The 19,394-nt window shown below is 43.6% G+C and carries 20 protein-coding genes; 13 read left to right on the forward strand and 7 right to left on the reverse strand.

The window, feature by feature from the left end:
• The first annotated feature begins 2 nt into the window (after positions 1-2).
• From narJ to ICE93_RS07515, 7 genes are all read left to right on the forward strand, one after another.
• On the forward strand, positions 3-680 hold the full coding sequence (narJ, locus tag ICE93_RS07485; protein WP_216186998.1) for a nitrate reductase molybdenum cofactor assembly chaperone: 678 nt from the start codon (positions 3-5) through the stop codon (positions 678-680).
• Positions 677-1,378 (forward strand): respiratory nitrate reductase subunit gamma, encoded by a 702-nt coding sequence (narI, locus tag ICE93_RS07490; RefSeq protein WP_216186999.1) that lies wholly within the window; start codon positions 677-679, stop codon positions 1,376-1,378. Before narJ ends, narI begins: the two co-directional genes overlap by 4 nt.
• Positions 1,379-1,392: 14 nt before the next feature.
• Entirely contained in the window at positions 1,393-2,067 is a 675-nt protein-coding gene (locus ICE93_RS07495; RefSeq protein ID WP_216187000.1) for a carbonic anhydrase, read from the forward strand.
• Positions 2,057-2,647 carry a nitroreductase gene (locus tag ICE93_RS07500; protein ID WP_251368764.1) on the forward strand — a complete coding sequence of 197 codons (591 nt, stop codon included), beginning with the start codon at positions 2,057-2,059 and terminating at the stop codon, positions 2,645-2,647. Before ICE93_RS07495 ends, ICE93_RS07500 begins: the two co-directional genes overlap by 11 nt.
• Positions 2,648-2,686: 39 nt before the next feature.
• Positions 2,687-3,229 carry an HPP family protein gene (locus ICE93_RS07505; RefSeq protein ID WP_216187001.1) on the forward strand — a complete coding sequence of 181 codons (543 nt, stop codon included), beginning with the start codon at positions 2,687-2,689 and terminating at the stop codon, positions 3,227-3,229.
• A 993-nt stretch (positions 3,230-4,222) separates the two neighbouring features.
• Positions 4,223-6,226: a hypothetical protein gene (locus ICE93_RS07510; RefSeq protein ID WP_216187002.1), complete on the forward strand. Its 2,004-nt coding sequence runs from the start codon at positions 4,223-4,225 to the stop codon at positions 6,224-6,226.
• Positions 6,227-6,340: 114 nt separating this feature from the next.
• Positions 6,341-6,589 (forward strand): hypothetical protein, encoded by a 249-nt coding sequence (locus ICE93_RS07515; protein WP_216187003.1) that lies wholly within the window; start codon positions 6,341-6,343, stop codon positions 6,587-6,589.
• A gap of 548 nt (positions 6,590-7,137) precedes the next feature.
• Here ICE93_RS07515 and ICE93_RS07520 read toward each other — a convergent pair.
• Positions 7,138-8,631 carry a CoA-acylating methylmalonate-semialdehyde dehydrogenase gene (locus ICE93_RS07520; protein ID WP_216187005.1) on the reverse strand — a complete coding sequence of 498 codons (1,494 nt, stop codon included), beginning with the start codon at positions 8,629-8,631 and terminating at the stop codon, positions 7,138-7,140.
• Positions 8,632-8,897: 266 nt separating this feature from the next.
• On the opposite strand from ICE93_RS07520, the gene ICE93_RS07525 reads away from it, so the two are divergent.
• A complete protein-coding gene (locus ICE93_RS07525; protein ID WP_216188313.1) occupies positions 8,898-9,398 on the forward strand; it encodes an acyl-CoA thioesterase in 501 nt (166 codons plus the stop codon).
• Positions 9,399-9,400: 2 nt separating this feature from the next.
• Positions 9,401-10,294 carry an EamA family transporter gene (locus tag ICE93_RS07530; RefSeq protein ID WP_216187007.1) on the forward strand — a complete coding sequence of 298 codons (894 nt, stop codon included), beginning with the start codon at positions 9,401-9,403 and terminating at the stop codon, positions 10,292-10,294.
• Between the two features lie 55 nt (positions 10,295-10,349).
• On the opposite strand, the gene ICE93_RS07535 is transcribed toward ICE93_RS07530, so the two are convergent.
• The gene (locus ICE93_RS07535; protein WP_216188315.1) at positions 10,350-11,537 is read right to left on the reverse strand and encodes an ABC transporter substrate-binding protein; all 1,188 of its coding nucleotides are present in this window, start codon (positions 11,535-11,537) and stop codon (positions 10,350-10,352) included.
• Positions 11,538-11,783: 246 nt separating this feature from the next.
• On the opposite strand from ICE93_RS07535, the gene ICE93_RS07540 reads away from it, so the two are divergent.
• The 3 genes from ICE93_RS07540 to ICE93_RS07550 are packed head-to-tail and all read left to right on the forward strand — an operon-like array spanning position 11,784 to position 14,129.
• On the forward strand, positions 11,784-12,170 hold the full coding sequence (locus ICE93_RS07540) for an alcohol dehydrogenase catalytic domain-containing protein (protein ID WP_216187009.1): 387 nt from the start codon (positions 11,784-11,786) through the stop codon (positions 12,168-12,170).
• Between the two features lie 25 nt (positions 12,171-12,195).
• A complete protein-coding gene (locus tag ICE93_RS07545; protein ID WP_216188317.1) occupies positions 12,196-13,830 on the forward strand; it encodes a GMC family oxidoreductase N-terminal domain-containing protein in 1,635 nt (544 codons plus the stop codon).
• Positions 13,831-13,844: 14 nt separating this feature from the next.
• Positions 13,845-14,129, forward strand: a complete 285-nt coding sequence (locus ICE93_RS07550) for a YciI family protein (protein ID WP_216187011.1) — start codon at positions 13,845-13,847, stop codon at positions 14,127-14,129.
• Here the strand turns inward: ICE93_RS07550 and ICE93_RS07555 are convergent.
• A complete protein-coding gene (locus ICE93_RS07555) occupies positions 14,126-15,043 on the reverse strand; it encodes a LysR family transcriptional regulator (protein ID WP_216187013.1) in 918 nt (305 codons plus the stop codon). The genes ICE93_RS07550 and ICE93_RS07555 overlap by 4 nt on opposite strands.
• A gap of 114 nt (positions 15,044-15,157) precedes the next feature.
• Between ICE93_RS07555 and ICE93_RS07560 the strand changes: the two genes are divergently transcribed.
• Positions 15,158-15,847: a nitroreductase gene (locus tag ICE93_RS07560; protein ID WP_216187015.1), complete on the forward strand. Its 690-nt coding sequence runs from the start codon at positions 15,158-15,160 to the stop codon at positions 15,845-15,847.
• A gap of 49 nt (positions 15,848-15,896) precedes the next feature.
• Here the strand turns inward: ICE93_RS07560 and ICE93_RS07565 are convergent, their stop codons facing one another.
• The 4 genes from ICE93_RS07565 to ICE93_RS07580 all read right to left on the reverse strand — a co-directional run bounded on the left by ICE93_RS07565 (position 15,897) and on the right by ICE93_RS07580 (position 19,141).
• Positions 15,897-16,256: a hypothetical protein gene (locus tag ICE93_RS07565; RefSeq protein ID WP_216187017.1), complete on the reverse strand. Its 360-nt coding sequence runs from the start codon at positions 16,254-16,256 to the stop codon at positions 15,897-15,899.
• 22 nt (positions 16,257-16,278) lie between these two features.
• A complete protein-coding gene (locus tag ICE93_RS07570; protein WP_255554540.1) occupies positions 16,279-16,644 on the reverse strand; it encodes a DUF6876 family protein in 366 nt (121 codons plus the stop codon).
• Positions 16,645-16,757: 113 nt separating this feature from the next.
• Positions 16,758-17,219 carry a DUF6641 family protein gene (locus ICE93_RS07575; RefSeq protein ID WP_216187018.1) on the reverse strand — a complete coding sequence of 154 codons (462 nt, stop codon included), beginning with the start codon at positions 17,217-17,219 and terminating at the stop codon, positions 16,758-16,760.
• 698 nt (positions 17,220-17,917) lie between these two features.
• Entirely contained in the window at positions 17,918-19,141 is a 1,224-nt protein-coding gene (locus ICE93_RS07580; RefSeq protein ID WP_216187020.1) for a hypothetical protein, read from the reverse strand.
• Between the last annotated feature and the right edge of the window lie 253 nt (positions 19,142-19,394).

Genomic DNA, 19,394 nt, shown 5'->3' on the forward strand with positions numbered 1-19,394 from the left:
GAATGAAACATTCATTACCTTTAAGAGCGCTATCTAGATTGCTGCAATATCCTGATCAGGAATTGATGGAGCATTTAACTGAAGTTGCTGAGGCTTTATACACTATGCCAAAGTTAAGTAAGAAGGTGCATAGCGGTTTGGTAGATTTTGTAAAGAATTTACAAACATCTGATTTATTTGATTCACAAGAAAACTATGTAGAGTGCTTTGATCGCGGCAGAGCAACCTCTTTGCATCTATTTGAGCATGTCCATGGTGACTCACGTGAGCGAGGTCAGGCAATGGTGGATTTGCTGCAAACCTATAAAGAAGGTGGTTTGCAATTAAGCGCCAATGAGTTGCCTGATCATTTATCCATCATTCTTGAGTTTGCTTCAACGCTTCCATTGGACCAGGCTAAGCAATTTATTGGTGAAATGGCTCACATTTTGAATGCAGTGTATTCAACTTTGGTATCTCGTAATAATCAGTATGCATGGCTAATTGCTGCTGCCATTGAGTTTTCAGGTGAAAAGTTCAAGATTGTTGATTTAAAGCCTGAAGAAAATTCCATGGATGAGGAGTGGGCAGAGCCACCAGCATTTAGTGGTTGCTCTACGCGAGGTCAATCAAAACCAGGAGAGGCGCAGCCACTGCACTTTGTGAAGCGCACAAAAGAATTAGAAGGGGTTCAGTCATGAGCTATTTAGATACTTTTATTTTTGGAATTTACCCATACATCTGCCTGACAGTTTTTTTTGTAGGTAGCTTGATTCGATTTGATCGAGACCAATACACCTGGAAAAGTGATTCTAGTCAGCTATTGCGTAAAAAACAGTTGCGCATAGGAAGCATCTTTTTTCATGTTGGGGTCTTATTCTTATTTTTCGGCCATTTCTTTGGAATGCTAACGCCGCACTTCTTGTATGAGCCATTCATTACCGCAGGGCAAAAGCAAGTAATGGCTATGGCAACAGGAGGTATTGCTGGAACGTTTGGGTTTATTGGTCTGACGATTCTGTTACATCGTCGTTTAACGGATGATCGTATTCGTGCCACATCTAAGACAAGCGATATTTTGATTGCTGTCATTTTATGGTTCCAGCTGTTGCTAGGTCTTGCAACTATCCCGCTTTCGGGCCAGCATTTAGATGGCTCAATGATGATGAAATTGGCTGGTTGGGCTCAGGATATTGTTACCTTTAATTCCGGTGCAGTTGCTTTGCTGAGCGGGGTTGATTGGGTATTTAAGCTGCATATGTTTTTAGGTATGACCATCTTTTTGATTTTCCCATTTACTCGCTTAGTGCACATTTGGAGCGGCTTTGCATCTGTAACGTATTTGGTAAGACCATATCAAATAGTGCGTAGTCGCCGCCTCGGTATTGGGCGTAAGTAAGGTTTGGATTGACGATGCCAGATGAGCTATTAGAGCGACTCAGAAAGTTTCGTACAGAATACTTTCCTGCGCATCGTCAAGAGTTTGCATCCCTTATAGAGCAAGGGCAATCGCCGAAAACTTTATTTTTAGGTTGCTCTGATTCCAGAATTGTTCCTTACCTGTTAACTGGAACTGGCCCTGGGGATTTATTCATTCTTCGCAATGTTGGGGCCATTGTTCCTCCATATGATGGTTCTTATGGCATTCATGGTACGGCTGCAGGAATTGAATTTGCTGTAATGCAATTGAAAGTTAGCAGAATTGTGGTTTGTGGGCATAGTCATTGTGGGGCGGTAAGGTCTGCCTATGAAGGCGTGCCTAAAGAGGCGATTAACTTAACCGCATGGCTAGACTTAATTAAGGAAGCGCTTTTGCCGGTTAGGCAAACTCCAGAGGCATTAAGGAGGGTGGAGCAACGCTCTATTGTTTTGCAACTTGAGCGGCTGATGGACTACCCCATGGTTCGCGCACAAGTGGAAAAGAAAGAGTTAACTTTACATGGTTGGTATTACGTTATCGAAGATGGCGAAGTTCAAGTTTTTGATGTAACTGCTGGCAAATTTATTCCGGCACATTCTGCAGATAACTGTGGAACAGGCCCTTATTTAGACGATCAATTTGATGGAGAGATCAAGCATGCCAAATAATTCAATGACAGAAATGGCCGCGGCGCTAATTTCTTCACGTCAGTCATACTTGCCTAAACGTTTATTCCAGCCGGGGCCTTCACAAGAGCAGTTGGATTTAATGTTTTCTATGGCTGCTACAGCTCCAGATCACAATCTAACTAGACCTTGGAGGTTTGTAATTTGCCCATTGGAATGCAGGGGGCTGCTGGCTGATGCATTTGCAAAATCACTTGTTGAGCGCGATCCGGATGCCACCGAACAGCAGATTCAAGATGCTATGGTTAAGGCGCATAGAGCGCCGTTGGTGATGTTGGCAATTGTCAATGCCAGGGGAACAGAGTCAGAAGTTCCTCCTAGTGAGCGCATTATTTCAGCGGGTTGTGCTATTCAGAATATTTTTCTGATGGCAAATGCTATGGGGTTTGGTGCCAGCCCTACTAGCGGTAAATCTATGTATATGAAGCCTGTTAGAGATCTGTTTGGCTTAAAAGATCATGAGGATCCCTTATGCTTTATTAATATTGGAACGCCTGATCGAGCAACTCCTGCTAAACCGCGAATGATCCCTACTGAATTTGTTACTACTCTCAAGTATTAGCATTTGTCTTTCCTTTGGGGTATCTGATACATTTCAGGTATGAAGAAAATAGAATGGGAAAGGGTGCGTGCGTATATAAAAAAATGCATCCCACCGGATCCATATGGATTTAGTTGGCTAGATATCTTAAGAGTCTGTTTTGGGCTAGATGTCTTAATTATGGCCGTTGTCCTTTTTAATGAATTTGTTGGGCCAGCAGATAAATCAATGGAAATTAATGCTGTTTTTTTGGTAACAGCTTTAATGATCTTATTGATGCCAGCTAGCCCAATGTTTCACCCAAAAACTATCATTGAGGGAAATGTTGTCTCTGCATTGCTGGCTTCCGCGAGCATTTATATTTTCCCCGAGTCAAATATTGCGATGGTTTTGAGTGTTTCTGCTTCAGCAGCTGCAATGTATGCATTGAAGTGCTTCCAACCAACCGCTTTAATGCTGGCATTGTTTGTATCAACGGGAAAAATCAATAGTTATTACTTTGCTTTGTATCCTATCTTTGCAGACTCAGTAGTATTGGTTATTACTGCATACCTCTATGGGAAAATTACGAAGCACCCATATCCAGCAAAGTTAGAGGCTTAATAGGCTTAAAAGCAGCGCAACAAATTTAATCTAGATCAAATTTGGTTTTCGTAAATATTGTAAATTTACATATCAGCGCATATATGATTGGAGGAGATGATATGGAGTCGAAAGACACTTGTCCGCTAGACGGTAGTTGGATGCGTGATTCCTGTACCACATACCATAATCAAAAAAATAACGGAACTTTATCTAAGTGCCAACATCGAGATAATTGCGCCAATGCTAGGGCGATTGTTGAATCCGACCTTAACGAGTCAGTGTCAATTTCCAAAAAAGTATTAGTTGACCAAATACCTCATATTTTTAAAGATCAATCTTGATCTAATAATTTTGTCGATGTAAAAAAGATAGAACTTAAAGTTGGATGATTGGTTATAAATTATTTAATGGTCGCAATTAATCAAGCCTCAAAAATTTGCCCTAGCTGTCGAGCATTAATACCAATTGATCGCTTGGAAATGATTACCTCTCGCAGTAGAGGCAGAATCACTAAAACGCTGCGTTGTCACAGGTGTATTGAGAAAATAGCACTAGCTAATAAAACTAGAAAATAAAAGGCTAGATCCAACTTGGGAGCGTTACTTAAAGTAACGCTCGCCAACCTCAAATAAAACCACTTTGGAGCAACGAAGTGTGAAATGGTTGCTCCAAATATTCATTGGTTTTGAAAACCAAAGATTGAGAGAGTAATTCTTAAAAGATGAGTTATTTCACTACACAAAACGCTACACACCGATAATCAGGTGACGTAACCTCTTGAAATCCTAATGGTTTTCTTTGGTTGTCTGCTCTCATAACCTGAGAACCTAAACTTGACCTAAAACTCATAATAAGGTCAGCTCAAAGCCGCTGCCATCACAGCCATTCAAGACCCCGATGCGGCCGATGTACTTAGGCTGGCTCCTAAAAAGCAGTTTGCGTACTACGCAGGATTGAAAACTACCGAAAAACAAGTTAGATTTCAATACAACTATTAGATAAAAGATAAAAATGAACAAATTCTCCGTCTCACTCAGTGTTTTGCTTACCTGCGCGACTGCATTTACATCAACCATCTCTCAAGCCGCAGACCTCAAGGGCAACGTACAAAGTGCTGGCAAGCCTATTGTCGGATCAACGGTAACCTTGTTTGCTGCTGGCACTGGCGCTCCCACGCTGTTGGCTCAGAGCAAAACCGACAACCAAGGCGCGTTCAAGTTAAGTTTCACGGATGCCTCGGCAGGTAGTGTCCGTTATGTCATCGCTAAAGGTGGCACGCCCACAGCCGCAGCGGATAAAAAACCGAATGATGCTCTGGCGTTACTTTCGATGCTGGGAACCTCGGTGCCAAAGAAAGTCACAATCAACGAACTCACTACCGTGGCCTCAACATTTACTGCTGCACGTTTTATAAATGGGGAAGTGATCTCCGGAAAGCGTCTTGGACTGCAAATCGCTGCGGGTAACACTCCCAATTTGGTAGACCCCGTCACGGGTACGTGGGGCAGCGTGCTACTAGATCCGCTTAACAGCACCGAGAGCACGACACTAGTGAAGTTGAACACGCTCGCTTCACTCATTAGCGCCTTCGCCACGGTGGCAGACGATGATTGGCGCGCTCGCTTCCTGAAGGCTGCGACTCCGCCTTCTGGCGTCACACCAAAGAACACGCTGGAAGCGATGGCTGGTATCGCGCGTGCGCCATGGGTTGCTCCTAAAGACATCTACGGATTGTTCGACCAAGCCTACCCGCAGCCCAAGGATGGTTCTCGGCGCAGCACGCCCTTTGCGCCATATCTCGCCTACGTTCCAGATGATTTCGCACTGTCGCTAAGATTTGCCGGCGGTGGTGTTTACTCTGCCGGTCGGCTCATGTTCGATGCCAAGGGCAACCTCTGGAGCGGACAGAACTGGATGGCCGGTTCACAGTCGGGAGTCAATAAGAGTATTGGCGGCGGCGTGGTCAAACTCGCCCCAAACGGAACCGCTTTGTCGCCACCAATTACTGGCTTTACCGGTATGGGCATTGACGGTGTCGGCTGGGGCACCGCCGTGACGCTTGACAAGGTCTGGGCCTCGAGCTTTAACGGGAAGATCCTCGTGCTAGATTTCGATGGCAAACCCGCGGCCAAGGAGAGTGATCTCCCTTTCAAGGAGAAGTTGCTCGGACTGATGGGTATCGGTGTTGCATCTAATGGGGATGTCTGGATTGCTGATGGCGTGGGAAACAAACTGGTCTTTTTCCCTGGTGGACGGTTAAAGGACGGAAAGATCGTCGAAGTCCCAGGGCTGAAGTCACCGTTCGACATCGTCATTGATCCCCAGAATCGCGTCTGGGTCAGCAACTCACAATCTGACACTGTCGTGCGATTTCCCGCTGACGATCCCTCCAAGGCCGAGTCCTTTCGCGCCGGGATAGGAGTTCGCGCTCTTGCGTTGGACTCCAAAGGCAATGTCTGGGTGGCAAGCAACATGGACCTGAAAACACCTCCGCCAGTCATTCCTGACGGTGCATCGATCATGGATCAGTTTAGGATTGCCGCTGATGCTATGGTGAAGTACTTAGAGGGGCCACCAACAAGAACTACAGGTGCCATCAACATGATCCGCCCGGATGGTACTCAACCCGTGCCAATGGGCTTCACTGGCCCAGCGCTCAATATTCCTTGGGGTTTGAACATCGACGGCAATGATGACGTTTGGATTGGAAACTTCTGGGCACGCTCGGTCGCGCTGATGGCCGGGGATGATACAAAAGGCTATCCTGCAGGCACTAAGGCTGGCGACCTGATTCACGTATTCAAAAGCGGTAACCTTCAGATGATTACCGACGTGGCCATCGATCCAGCAGGCAACGTCTGGGCAGCAAATAACTGGAACCTCGCTGAAGCGGTGACTGACCAAAAGCCAGCGAACTCTACGTCGACTTGGGGTGGAGGTTCGGGCATTACGGTTATCTACGGTATCGCGGCACCAGTGCAAACGCCGCGCATGGGTGAGGTACGAAAACCATAAGGCTTGACCAATTGGATTGCACCTGCTCAGCCGGGTGCGGTCCCGCAGGTCATCCGAACTAAGATGAGGTCGTAGTAACTTCAGATCTCTCGATTAACAAGGGGTTGTAGTGGATTGTTTATTGGGTTGGAAAAAATGCCGCATGATGATGAGTGTCTTATAAAGCATTACGGCGAAGCTTTGGAGGCGCCTAAGTTTGGTTGGATGGTAGTTTGTGACGTCAATCCAAAAGATCGAGCAGGTGGTGATGGCCCTATGAAAACCTATATGTTCTTGTTCACCACAAATGGTAATTTTGCGTATGACTCGGCTGCCTTTGGGAATATCAATAACAATGTTCAGTTCTTAGATCTGATGAAGTAGTGATAACTTATTAAACAAAGCCACCTTCGGATGGTTTTGTTTTTCATGAAAAGCGGGTCAGCACGCAAAAGAAAAAGCCCCTAGATTTCTCTAGAGGCTTGGGTATAACTGGTGGGTCGGGCGAGATTCGAACTCGCGACCAACAGATTAAAAGATGTGGGATTGTAGATAGACAGTAGTCAAGACATTACATTAAACCTGTCTTGAAAGTTCCGCGGTATCGGCGGCCGATCTTGTGGATTAGATCGGCTTGAGGTGGAAGTCGAATTTTGTCGACAATGTCGTGTTGGAGTGTCGTGTATCCGGGCACTTGATTGTCGGGAAAACCGACAAACGTGGTTGTATTTTGCCCTTTACAAATTACCTTTTGAATTCCCGTGGCGATTCGCAAATTCCGCTAAGTCAATAGGCATTACAAGGGTTTTTGCAGATAAGACACTCTTGTTGCCAAAGATCACCTAGCTGGCTTTCAGTATTATTAAATGACTTGCGTCAGAAATTAAAATGAGCTACTAAAGGTAGCTCTTTTTAATCAAATCCCAGGTAGCTTATTTAAGGCTGATTGTTGTGTTGACGCCTGTTGATACTGTGTTGTCATCGAAAAAGCGAGCTGTGACAGTCTTTGTTTGGGTATAAAAGGCAATAACCTGTTTGCCATACGGCCCTAAGTCACCCAGTTTTGATGCCCTGGAGCCTGTAAACGAGAACATGGGGACTGGGACTGGAATAGGTACGTTAATGCCAACCTGGCCAACGTCGATATCTTCTTGGAATTTGCGGGCGGCGGCGCCCGATTGTGTAAAGATGGCGGTCCCGTTGCCATTGGGGTTTGCGTTAATCATTTCTATCGCCTGATCAAGGTTATCTGCAAACATGAGGCATAGAACTGGACCAAAAATCTCTTGGTCATAAATTGACATGCCTGGCTTTACGTTTGAAAAAATTGTTGGACCTACAAAATTTCCATTTTCAAAACCTACAACTTTGACGTCTCTGCCGTCAAGTAATAGGTCGGCCCCTTCATTAGTTCCTTTGTCGATAAAGCCAGTAACCCGCTTGAGTGCATCTTTTGAAACTAGTGGGCCGACGTCCACATTAGCATCAGTGCCAGAGCTAACTTTAAGCGTTTTGGACTTAGAAACCAATTCAGGAATCCAGTCTTTGGAGTTGCCAACGAGGATGGCTACTGAAAGTGCCATGCATCTCTGTCCAGCCGCGCCAAAGGCAGCGCCAAGGAGGTTGTTTAAGGTTTGTTCCTTGTTTGCATCTGGCATAACAATTGCGTGGTTTTTGGCACCCATCATGCATTGAGCACGCTTACCGCTTGCAAGAGCTCGGTTATACACGTGTGTTCCCACGCGAGTTGATCCGACAAATGAAATTGCCTTGATGACAGGGTGGTCACATATTGCATTAACAACCTCTTCACCTCCATGAACAACATTCAGAACTCCTGGGGGTATGCCTGCTTCATGGGCTAATTCAACCAAGCGCATAGTAACCATTGGGTCTTGTTCTGATGGTTTTAGGACAAAAGTATTGCCTGTCACTATAGCCATCGGGAACATCCACAATGGAATCATTGCAGGGAAGTTGAATGGGGTAATCCCAGCACAAACACCCAGAGGCTGCAGAATGCTGTAAGTGTCAACTGCGTTGGCAACATTGTTTGCAAAATCACCTAATTGAAGATTTCCAATCGATGATGCATGTTCAACAACCTCAAGCCCCCTAAATACATCACCCTCTGCATCGGCCAATGTTTTGCCTTGTTCGGCAGTGAGAGTTTTGGCTAAATCTTTAATGTTTTCTCTAATGAGCTGCTGGTATTTCAAGAAGATTCTTGCGCGAGCACCAATCGGCGTCTTTTTCCATGTTTTAAAAGCTTCAGAAGCGGCTGAAACTGCTGCATCTACTTCATCTTTCGTTGCAAACGGCACCTTTGCTAGAACTTCTTGAGTTGCCGGATTAACAACATCTCTGAAATTTTGTGTTTTAGATTGAACAAATTTACCGTTTATGAACAGTGGAACAACTTGCATATCGATTTCCTAGGTTTCATTGAAATGGTTGATGGGATATAGGGTCGTAGAATAGCAACTTATAAATTAGCAATCAATGCCATTTCTTGCACAGTGGATGTGCAAAAAGAGTCCAAAGGGAACGATTTTGCGGCGTGCTTTTGAACGAGAATATGTGTAATGCACGCGATCTGTGTTTAGCAAATCATTCGTGGAATTTATTGCTCAATCAAAAGCTTGCTATGTTAGCCATTTTATGGCGCCAAATTACTAATCGAATCTATCAAATGCTCCCTCACTCAAATGAACTTTCCATGACAGTATTGATGACGCCAGATAAGGCAAACTTTTCTGGAAATGTACACGGAGGAGATTTACTGAAGCTTTTAGATCAGGTTGCCTATGCATGCGCTAGTAGATTTGCTGGTAATCAGGTTGTGACTTTAAGCGTCGATCAAGTGATCTTCAATCAACCAATACATGTTGGGGAGTTGGTAACATTTTTAGCTTCTGTGAACTACACAGGCCGAACTTCTATTGAAGTCGGGGTAAAGGTTATTTCAGAAGATATTTTGACTAAAGTCGTTCGTCATGTGAATAGCTGTTTCATAACGATGGTGGCAATGGATTCAGAGAGGAGGCCGACAGAAGTTCCAAAACTCCTACCTTTGACCGAGGATCAACAAAGGCGTTACCGAGCTGCTGAGTTAAGGCGAGAGATGAGAGGAGAATTTGAAGATCGATTTAATAGGATCCGAGAATCTGAGTCTAAATATGATTGGAATTGATAGTGAATAACCTAACCAAAGGTATATGGATGGGGATGATTGGTATCGTCACATTTAGCCTTACCTTACCTGCTACCAAGCTAGCAGTACCTGTATTTGGCGCCATTCCTAGCGCATTTTACCGGTCATCTATTGCTGGAATAATTGCCATAATTTATGTTTGGCTATACAAGCCACCAGTACCGAAACTCAAAGATGTACTTCCATTATCGATTATTGGTCTATTAATAGCTTTTGTATTTCCGGTTGGTATTGCTATAGCGATGAAGGATTTGCCATCAGCTCATGGTGGGGTTGTGCTCGGTCTTTCGCCGTTATTTACAGCATTTTTTGCCACTATTCGATTTGGTGAACGCCCTTCAGTGGCATTTTGGTTGACGGCAATTGCTGGAAGTGCATTGGTAGTGCTGTTCTCTTTGTATGAGGGCGGCGGATCTTTACAGATCAGTGATATTGCATTGATCATTGCAGCAGTTTCGGCATCCTATGGTTATGCTGAAGCGGGAAATCTTGCTCAAACTATGGGCGGCAAAGAAGTTGTGACTTGGGCTATGGTTCTATCTTTAGTGCCAGCTATTCCAGTATCAATTTATTTTGCTTATCAGGCTGGTTGGCATGATTTTGCTTTGTTGGATTTGCCGTACGTTGCTATATCAGCGCTATTATTTGTTAGCATTTTTCCAGCATATATTGGAAATGTATATTGGTATAGTGCATTAGCACTGGGCGGCATATCTCATATTGGTCAAGTTCAATTACTACAGCCATTTTTAACATTGATATTTGCAAGCTTTCTTTTGACTGAATCAATTACCATGACAAATTTGGGGTTTGCCTTAGTCGTATTGATCATTGTTGTGATTGGAAAAAAAATGCGAGTTAGAAGAGTTTCCTGAGGTGAAAAGACAAAAAACGCCGCATTAAATGCGGCGTTTTAGTTATGGTGTAGCCTTACCTCTTGCTCGGCTTTTCGGCATCCTCTTTATTGAGGTATTCCACACGTCCATTTTCAACAATGCCCATGACCAAATCGCTTGGGTTGATTGCTTCGTGGTTGGTTGGTGAAAAAGGTTTGTTATAGGTCTTAACAACCCCTTCATAAGGTGTATTCAAATTCTCCAATGCGGCCAAAATCTTAGGGCCCTCATAGCTTTTAGCTTGCTTAATACCTGCAACTAACAAGTAAACGGAATCATAGCCTTGTGCTGCAGATACTGGAGAGTCAATTCGGCCATTTTTAGGCTTGAATTCCTTCAAATACGTGTCGACAAAAGCCTTACGTTTAGGTGTAGTTGGTGGATTTTGAATGAAGGTTTCAGGCATTATGGCGCCATTACCGTTCTTTCCAGCCGTATCAATAAAGCTTGCCATAGATAAGGTCCAGCTGCCAATCATTGGCTTTTTCCAGCCTATCTTAGCCATGCCATTCGCAATCATTGCTAAATCAGGGCCAACAGCGTAAGTGAGGATCACTTCTGCGCCAGCATTTTTTGCTTTTAGTAATTGTGAGGTCATATCAACGTCGCCAATATTGAATTTTTCAACCGCCACAGGTGTCACGCCATAGATTTTCAATGCCTTCTCTAGATCCTCGCGACCAAGCTGACCGTAGTTTGTTGCGTCTGAAAGAATGGCAACTTTCTTTAAGCCACGTTTTTCAACTGCTTCTTTAGCGATCATAGGGGCTTGAATATTATCCGGCGCAGCATTCCTAAAAACATAATTTTCAGGTGCATTTGGGAACTGTTTAGTTACGAGGGATCCAGTGGCTACGTTATTCATTACCGGAACTTTGGCTTCTTGGTAGAAGCGTTGAGAGGCTAAGGCAACGCCAGTATTGATATATCCAACTGTTGCAACTACTTTTTCGTTGTTAATCAATTCTTGTGAAATTTGCACACCGCGTTCATTTTTTGCTTCATCGTCACGTTCAATCAAAACAATTTTGTCACCGTTAATTCCACCTGCTGCATTAATTTCTTTAACTGCCAAGCGGACTCCATCTCGCATACTTACTCCCATAGAGGCTGAACCTCCAGTAAAGGGCCCCATAAGTCCGATTTTGATATCTGCCGCATAGGCTGCAGATGAAATGAGTGCAGCGGCCGTTATTGCAAAAACATTATTTCGAATCTTAATGCTATCTCCATTGCTGTAAATGTGTTAAGTATCTATAGGGTTCAACTCAGCATTGAACGCTGACACAGATTACCGCCAGCCGTTTTGTATTGATAGCAAAAGGCATTAGGGTTTATAACGAATTTGCTGTTGAATTCTTGCACATTCGCTGGGCAAATTTATTCTGTTGATTGGCATTAAATTTTGAAAGAATGCATCACAGCCGCAAATAATGCGGATTTTTAAAGATTTTTCATTGGTGATAAGATGACCAAAGCAATTCGATTTCATAAGACCGGCGCTCCGGATGTGCTCGTTCTTGAAGACATATCCATTCCAGCGCCAGGTCCAGGTGAGGTGCAAATTAAACAAGAGGCAATTGGAGTTAATTACATTGATATTTATCACCGTACAGGGGCGTATCCACTTCCACTGCCAAGTGGCATGGGGGTAGAAGGTTCTGGTGTGGTTACTGCAGTAGGGCCTGATGTAACTGCTTTCCAAGTTGGTGACCGTGTAGCATATGCCGGCGGCCCTCCTGCGGCTTATTCTGAAGAGCGCAATGTTCCGGCTGCCCGTACTCTAAAGATTCCAAAAGATATTTCGGCAGAAGTTGCTGCAAGTTTGATCTTTAAAGGTTTAACCGTTGAATAATAAGGGGAATGCTTTGCCTCGCGATATTGGTACATTTGATTACGTAATTGTTGGTGGTGGAACTGCTGGATGCCTTATGGCAAATAGATTATCTGCAGATCCTAAAATCAAAGTTTTACTTCTAGAGGCAGGCAAGAACGACAACTACATCTGGATTCATATTCCAGTTGGTTACTTATATTGCATTGATAACCCAAGAGCAGATTGGCGCTTTAAGACGGCTGCTGAAAAAGGTTTAAACGGTAGATCACTCCTATATCCACGCGGTCGCGTTCTAGGTGGTTGCTCTTCGATTAACGGCATGATCTATATGCGTGGTCAAGCGGGCGATTATGAGTCTTGGGTACAGGCGACGGGGGATGATGCTTGGTCTTGGGAAAATGCGCTCAAGCGTTACATGTCATTCGAGGATTATCACAGCGCTGCCAATCAATGGCACAGCAAGGGCGGCGAATGGACTGTATCCAAGCAGCGTTTGCGTTGGCCGATCATGGATCGTTTCAAGGATGCCGCGGTGCAGGCAGGCATACCAGCGTCTGACGACTTCAATCGTGGCGATAACTTTGGTGTTGGTTACTTCGATGTGAGCCAGCGCGCTGGTTGGCGTTTAAATACTTCTAAAGCCTTTTTAAGAGACGCTGCAAAGCGCAGTAATCTCACTGTATTGACTGAGGCGGTAGTGAATAAATTGAAAATTGATCCCGCAACTAAAAATTGTTACGGCGTCCAATATATTAAGAATGGTCAAACATCTGAAGTCTTGTGCAATATTGATCATGGTGGCGAGGTATTGCTCTGTGCTGGCGCCATTGGCAGCGTACAAATATTGGAGCGCTCAGGCATTGGTTCTGCAGCACATCTCAAACAATTGGGTATCCCAGTGATTGCCGATCTACCAGGTGTAGGTGAGAATCTGCAAGACCATTTACAGCTTCGTATGGTTTACAAAGTAAGCGGTATTAAAACCTTGAACACCAAAGCCAACACGCTCTGGGGCAAGATGATGATTGGCTTGGAATATGTACTCAAGCGCTCTGGACCGATGTCGATGGCGCCTTCACAGCTCGGCGCATTTGCTTATAGCTCGCCCGAGCAAAAGAGTGCGAATGTGGAATATCACGTTCAACCATTGTCTTTGGAAAAGTTTGGTGAGGACTTGCATTCGTTTAATGCATTTACTGCGAGTGTTTGCAATTTACGTCCCACTTCACGCGGTAGTGTGCACATTAATTCAATTGACCCAGAAGCGCCACCAGTCATTAGTCCTAATTATTTGTCGACAGATGAAGATCGCAAAGTAGCAGCAGAGTCTTTGCGCTTAACTCGCAAGATTGTTGAGCAAGCAGCACTTGCTCCTTTTGCTCCAGAGGAATACAAACCAGGCAAGCAATATCAAACCGATGAAGAGTTGGTAAAGGCAGCCGGGGATATTGGAACCACGATCTTTCATCCGGTGGGCACTTGCAAGATGGGGCGCGCAGATGATCCGATGGCTGTACTTGACCCTCAATTACGTGTGAGAGGCATTCATCATCTACGTGTTGTCGATGCTTCAGCGATGCCGACGATTACTTCGGGTAACACTGCCGCACCAACCATGATGATTGCGGAAAGAGCTGCCGAAATGATTCTGAATGACTTTAAAAATGGTTATCAATAATTGAAAGGACATAAATGTTATTTTCTCTATATTGCTTAGATTACCCAGATGGTTATCCATTAAGAATGGCTAACTATGATGCGCATCGTACGTATTTGGCAAATTCCCCGGTGAAGGTTGTTATGTCAGGCCCGCTTGAATCTGACGATGGCGAAAAAAGGATTGGTAGTTTACTAATTATTGAGGCTGAGAACTTGGATCAAGCCACTGCCTTTAGTAATGCAGATCCATTTCGCATGAATGGTGTTTTTGAAAGCGTAGAAATTAGACGGTTTGTAAAGGCTATCGATAATCGTTAATTGGGAATTTTTAGGAATAAAGATTCGTTCTTTTCAATCTCTGAGGCAATAAAATCTGCAACCGCTCTAATGTGCTGCGCATTCCTATGATCTTCGTGAATATTCATATAAAAGGAGCGGTTGATTGACAGTTGATCGGGAAGAACTGCCACTAGATCAGGAAAGCTTTCGGCTAGAAATGACGGAAGAATGCACAGGCCAACTCCGCCTAAGGCTGCAAAAACCTGAGTCATCAGATTTGTGCTGCTCAGATGGGGAATTAGATCAGTGCCTGCCATGTCCAAGTAATTCAATTCAGGAAAGAAAATGAATTCTTCTACATACCCAATGAAAGGATGTTTTGATACATCATTTTTGCTCATGATCTTGGCGGCAGTTTTTAAATATTCTTTAGAGCCATAAACAAATAATTTGTAATCAGTCAGCCTTCTGGATACTACCCGTGCGTAATCTGGTCTCGAGAATCCAATATAAATGTCAGCCTCTCGTTTTGTTAGGCTATAAATTCTGGTGGATGAAATGATTTCTACATGCAAATTTGGGTATTCTGCGGAAAGCATTTTCAAACGAGGTGCAATGAAGACGGTACATAAACCATCGGGTGATCCAAGGCGAACAGTGCCACTTATGTCCTGTTTTCGGGTGGTTGTTACATCCTCTGCGGTTAGGAGTGCGCTCTCTACGGTTTCGGCAATGTTCAGAATTTTTTCGCCAGCCGGCGTTAAATCATATCCGCTATTACTTTTTAAAAATAACCGCGTTTTTAGCCTTTCCTCGAGCGCTCTAATATGTCTTGCAACAGTTGTGTGTTCAGTGCCCAATTGTTCGCCCGCGCCCGAGAGAGTTTTGGCTCTGACGACTGCTAAAAAATACCGAAGATCGTCCCAGTTTTGGACTGTTTTTTTGGCGTTCATTTATCGAAGATTGTCGTTTATAAAAGTTTGTATACCAGTTTAACCTTTAGTAATTTATATTTTTATGAAACTTAATCAGTATTAGTACTGAGAATTTGGTCATAAGTGAGAAAAATGAATACAGTGGCTGAGGCAATAACATCACGCATGTCAGTGCGCGCATTTACAAAAGAGAATGTTTCAAAAGAAGTTATTCTTAAGTTACTTAATATCTCAGCACGCGCACCTTCTGGCACCAATACTCAACCTTGGAAAGTCTATGTGGTAGAGGGGGCTCCCCTCAGAGATCTATGTGAGAAAGTATGTGCTGCATATGACAGCATTGCCGCCAATCCAGAGCTAGCTAAAGAGTATCAGCCAGCCTATGAGTATTACCCTGCGAAATGGTTCAGTCCTTACATCGATAGACGTCGTGAAAATGGTTGGGGTTTATATGGGCTGCTAGGAATTACTAAGGGCGATAAAGACAAGATGCATGCACAGCATCGCAAAAACTTTGAAGCATTTGGCGCTCCCGTATGTTTATTTTTCACAATCGACAAGGAGCTTGGTAGAGGCTCAATGCTTGACTATGGAATGTTCTTGCAAAACATCATGGTCGCCGCAAGAGGTGAGGGTTTGGATACTTGCCCGCAGGCAGCTTGGAATGATTACGCAAAGATCATCTTGCCCGCTATTGGTGCCCAAGAGAATGAGATGCTGGTGTGCGGTATGGCACTAGGGTATGCCGATAAAGCCGACATTGTGAACACCTTTATTACCCCTAGAGTGAATGCTGAGGACTTTACTACCTGGGTAAAGTAGCAAAACTAGGGTCTCCTGACTTTACGCCGCCTTTGGGCGGCTTTTTTTATTAACCCGAATAAACAACTGTCCTATTTTTATCCGCAACTCTAACCACTAGAGCCCCAGACTTTTTCTTTCTAAGCGCTGATGCTAGTGCGTCGTTGAAGTTACCGTAAGTACCGGCAACCATCCACGATGTATATGGGTTATTCATTTTGTAGATAGTCTTATAGCTTTGAGATTTCTTGCTATGGCTGCTTTCTACTTTTGCTAGATCTTGCTGCCCAGCTTGAATCTTCTGTCTAGCTCGTTCAGCTTTAACTGCTGATTGGGCTCGTTTAACTTGATCTTTAAGGTTTTTAATTCGTGCTTGACCGGGGGTTAAGGGTTTTTGAGCTTTAAGATTTTGAAATTCATAAAATCGCATCAAGTATTTAGCGATTCAGCTTTTAATACTCACTGGGTAGCATGATGATCCAGCGCTCTTCACCCCAGCAGGCGTAAAGCCGTATGCTATCTAGCGGAAAGTCCGTGTAACGTATGTTTTGTTTGGCAAGTACGTTACCATTGCCATCATCAATGACTAGCTCAGCACCTTGTTTGACTTTAACCAGCTTACAACCCGCAAAAGTCTCTTTCTTGGATAAGTGCAATACATGGCTAGCGATTGCATCCATAAGCCAATAACAGCCCACAGTTTCAGCCAAGTACTTGGTGCCATCGGTTAACAAGACTTTGGGCCATAAGGGGTAGTAATACTCGGTACCCGTAAATTGATCCAATTGATTCAAAAGCTGGTGTTTTGTCATATTCATTTTTGCTATGCCTTATCGGTAAAAAAGTATTCCTTGCGGTAATACTTAGAAACAAGGCAAAACCATACGATTTTGACTCGTTTGATGTATTTAATGGTTTCGATTTGCGTCACTTATTTGGCAAAGTTCGCCTTGAGTGCACCACTAGCCTTATCAATAGACGCATCTAGGCTGCCTTTAGCCACGGCATCTTTAATCAGTGCCAGGGTAGTTAGTAGTTCTGCAAAGTCTTTGACTGCAATCGTGGATCTGCCTGGCTTAATTTCTAGTTGCTTAGCACCATACCGGATACAAAAGCACAGCTGTCCATCAATATCTTGAAACCACCAGGGCTTTAGGCGCTTATTCACTTCAATACGCCGGCTATTGCCTTCTAGGTCCTTTACCGTCTTGTGCTTTTTGATGGAAAAAGTAGTGTTTTCTAGTTTGGCTTTCAGCAACTGTTCTTGCTCCCATAGCTTTGCCAGTAATTTGTTGCGCCGTACAACGATAGGGGGCTGATGAATGGGTTTGGTGGATATGACTAGATTCAGGATATCTAGGTCTGATGCTGTTGTGCTCTTTGTAGTTGCCATGCTTTCTCCATAAATTAAGTGGGCAACACAACAATATGGCCAGAAAACCCATCTGGACAACCAAAAAAGGCTGGTTTTTTAGGCTTTGAACAGGATCAAAATAATTTTCAGGTTTTATCTGTTCAGACTAAATAAATTCATAGAAAGATGTAAAAACAGTAAGGTAAAGGTTGGCACGCCGAAGGTAATAGTGCTGCGAAACCCGTTCTGATGTGTGACGGTACGCAATTCAGATCACTTGCTATCTGGCCTCATTGCACTACCCAAGACTCTGTTTTGGATGCTTTAAACGACGCCTCAGTGTGGCAGTACCGTTTGCGATGTTGTATGAGTTGGTAGCGTAGAAATACGTGAATGTAGGCATATATCTATATAGGCTGAAAGTGAGTGGGAAAGCCAATGAAACAAACCCACAAGCTAGTTTGCAAGGGTTCCCTGATATAGACCGCAAATTAGCTGCGTATGACGACACGTAATAGGAGATAGCAAAACCTGCCTTTCTTGCATTAGCAAGTTGTGTGTATATCAGTTGAAAACCTCAGTGAAAGAGGCTTGCATGAGTTAAGCCCTTTATCAGGGCTTGGCTTGTGCTTCCTAGTGAAAGAGAATATTCATTAATTCAAAAAAGAAAAAATGTGCCAAGCGATAGCGAAGGCACAAGCGAGCTTTAGCTCGCTCTATACATAATTAACTAAATCTCACTTACGAGCTTTATTCCTCAATTTCTGAATTTTTCTTCTCGTAGCCTCAAAAGCCATTTGATCATCAGCAATAGCCGCTTGTTGACTATCTGCCCAACGATCAGCGGATTTGTATGCAGTACCTAATTCTCGTTCCATGAGGTAATTGGTGAGATCATTTGCCCATACTTGCTCTGTTTTCTGTTTAATTTCCTCTTCAATCTGATCTATTTGAGGAACGAGAAATCTAGCTAAACGTTCAATCATGTCATGGACCACATCTATATCAGGAGGTATAAAGTGCAGGGCTGAAATTTCAGCTAATGGCACTCTTGAGGCAGCGGGATTATTAGGATTAAATTCAATGTCTCGATTAAATTTGCGTACACCACGACAAATCACAATAATGAGATTGTCGGGAAGATGCACTTGCTTGGCTGCAAGTAACTCTGGATAGTCGAAATGCCCTAAGGGCCATTGTTCTTGTATATCAAAATACCGAAGTAGTGCAATTCTTGCACGTTTGAGCCTCTCTTGGTTGTCTGATGTGGCTGACTTACGGGCTAAAGCCAATATACGGGTTTGGGTAGTTGATGTGTACCACTTAATGAAGTCCTTTTTTGCCACTCCAATTTCTAAAGCATAGCGTAGTACAGTCCCATATTCGCTAATTTGTTTGGTAGATTTGTTGGAGAATATAAAGCGTACTAGCAAGCTTTCATCGGGCGTATTACTTTGAATTGGCTCCATTTTGACTTTGTAATAATCTCGCAAAATGCTATAGAACTCGTAGGGCTCTCTATTGCTTTCGATGTATTCATACATTCCATAGCAATCACGTAATGCTTCATATAGCTTGGTTGTTTCGCGTTTAGAAATTTTGTCTAGGCGATTACGAATCGTCTCAGCTTGCTTGATTAGGCGATGGTGTTGCTTATCTCGTTCGGCAATGCGGGCTTGAAAAATATCATGCTCAGAATCACGTTTAATCGGAGTCTGTATTTTAGTTTTTTTAACAGGGACCACTTTAATTGTTTTGACAGGAGTGTTGCGATTTTTAACAGCATTTACTTGGGTTGCGACGCTATTGTGTTTGGCAATTACTGTGCTGCGTCTCTTGATACTCTCTGCTAGCTTTTCTACTTTGGATTTGGCTGCTTCTTGGCGTTCTAGTTCAAGGCGTTTTTGAGCTGCTTGGCTAAGGATTTTTTGCTGCTGTTTTTTGGTGTTTTTAGTGGGCATAAAAAGTATTCCTTAGCGTAATACTTGTAAATCTTAGCAGTAGTGCTTGATATCCAATAAATGCCATAAATTGCCTATAAATCGTGGCAGATCCGCCACAGAAATACCTAAAAATCACTGGTTTTTGTACTCAACACAAAATAGCTGGAATGTGTTGAGTGCTTGTAACCACTTGAAAATCAAGCGGTAATTTCTCAGTAAATTTCGGTTGAAAAACCCATCAATCTGAGTGTATTTGTGGCCAATTTCGGTA

The organism is Polynucleobacter sp. MWH-HuK1 (assembly GCF_018881815.1).
Taxonomy (GTDB): Bacteria; Pseudomonadota; Gammaproteobacteria; order Burkholderiales; family Burkholderiaceae; genus Polynucleobacter.

Bases quoted from the DNA above. Each gene is read 5' to 3' on its own strand.
- ICE93_RS07510 (WP_216187002.1), top strand. From the start codon at position 4,223: ATGAACAAATTCTCCGTCTCACTCAGTGTTTTGCTTACCTGCGCGACT.
- ICE93_RS07565 (WP_216187017.1), bottom strand. From the start codon at position 16,256: ATGCGATTTTATGAATTTCAAAATCTTAAAGCTCAAAAACCCTTAACC.
- ICE93_RS07570 (WP_255554540.1), bottom strand. From the start codon at position 16,644: ATGAATATGACAAAACACCAGCTTTTGAATCAATTGGATCAATTTACG.
- narJ (WP_216186998.1), top strand. From the start codon at position 3: ATGAAACATTCATTACCTTTAAGAGCGCTATCTAGATTGCTGCAATAT.
- ICE93_RS07505 (WP_216187001.1), top strand. From the start codon at position 2,687: ATGAAGAAAATAGAATGGGAAAGGGTGCGTGCGTATATAAAAAAATGC.
- narI (WP_216186999.1), top strand. From the start codon at position 677: ATGAGCTATTTAGATACTTTTATTTTTGGAATTTACCCATACATCTGC.
- ICE93_RS07575 (WP_216187018.1), bottom strand. From the start codon at position 17,219: ATGGCAACTACAAAGAGCACAACAGCATCAGACCTAGATATCCTGAAT.
- ICE93_RS07540 (WP_216187009.1), top strand. From the start codon at position 11,784: ATGACCAAAGCAATTCGATTTCATAAGACCGGCGCTCCGGATGTGCTC.
- ICE93_RS07525 (WP_216188313.1), top strand. From the start codon at position 8,898: ATGCTCCCTCACTCAAATGAACTTTCCATGACAGTATTGATGACGCCA.
- ICE93_RS07580 (WP_216187020.1), bottom strand. From the start codon at position 19,141: ATGCCCACTAAAAACACCAAAAAACAGCAGCAAAAAATCCTTAGCCAA.
- ICE93_RS07555 (WP_216187013.1), bottom strand. From the start codon at position 15,043: ATGAACGCCAAAAAAACAGTCCAAAACTGGGACGATCTTCGGTATTTT.
- ICE93_RS07500 (WP_251368764.1), top strand. From the start codon at position 2,057: ATGCCAAATAATTCAATGACAGAAATGGCCGCGGCGCTAATTTCTTCA.
- ICE93_RS07520 (WP_216187005.1), bottom strand. From the start codon at position 8,631: ATGCAAGTTGTTCCACTGTTCATAAACGGTAAATTTGTTCAATCTAAA.
- ICE93_RS07495 (WP_216187000.1), top strand. From the start codon at position 1,393: ATGCCAGATGAGCTATTAGAGCGACTCAGAAAGTTTCGTACAGAATAC.
- ICE93_RS07550 (WP_216187011.1), top strand. From the start codon at position 13,845: ATGTTATTTTCTCTATATTGCTTAGATTACCCAGATGGTTATCCATTA.
- ICE93_RS07560 (WP_216187015.1), top strand. From the start codon at position 15,158: ATGAATACAGTGGCTGAGGCAATAACATCACGCATGTCAGTGCGCGCA.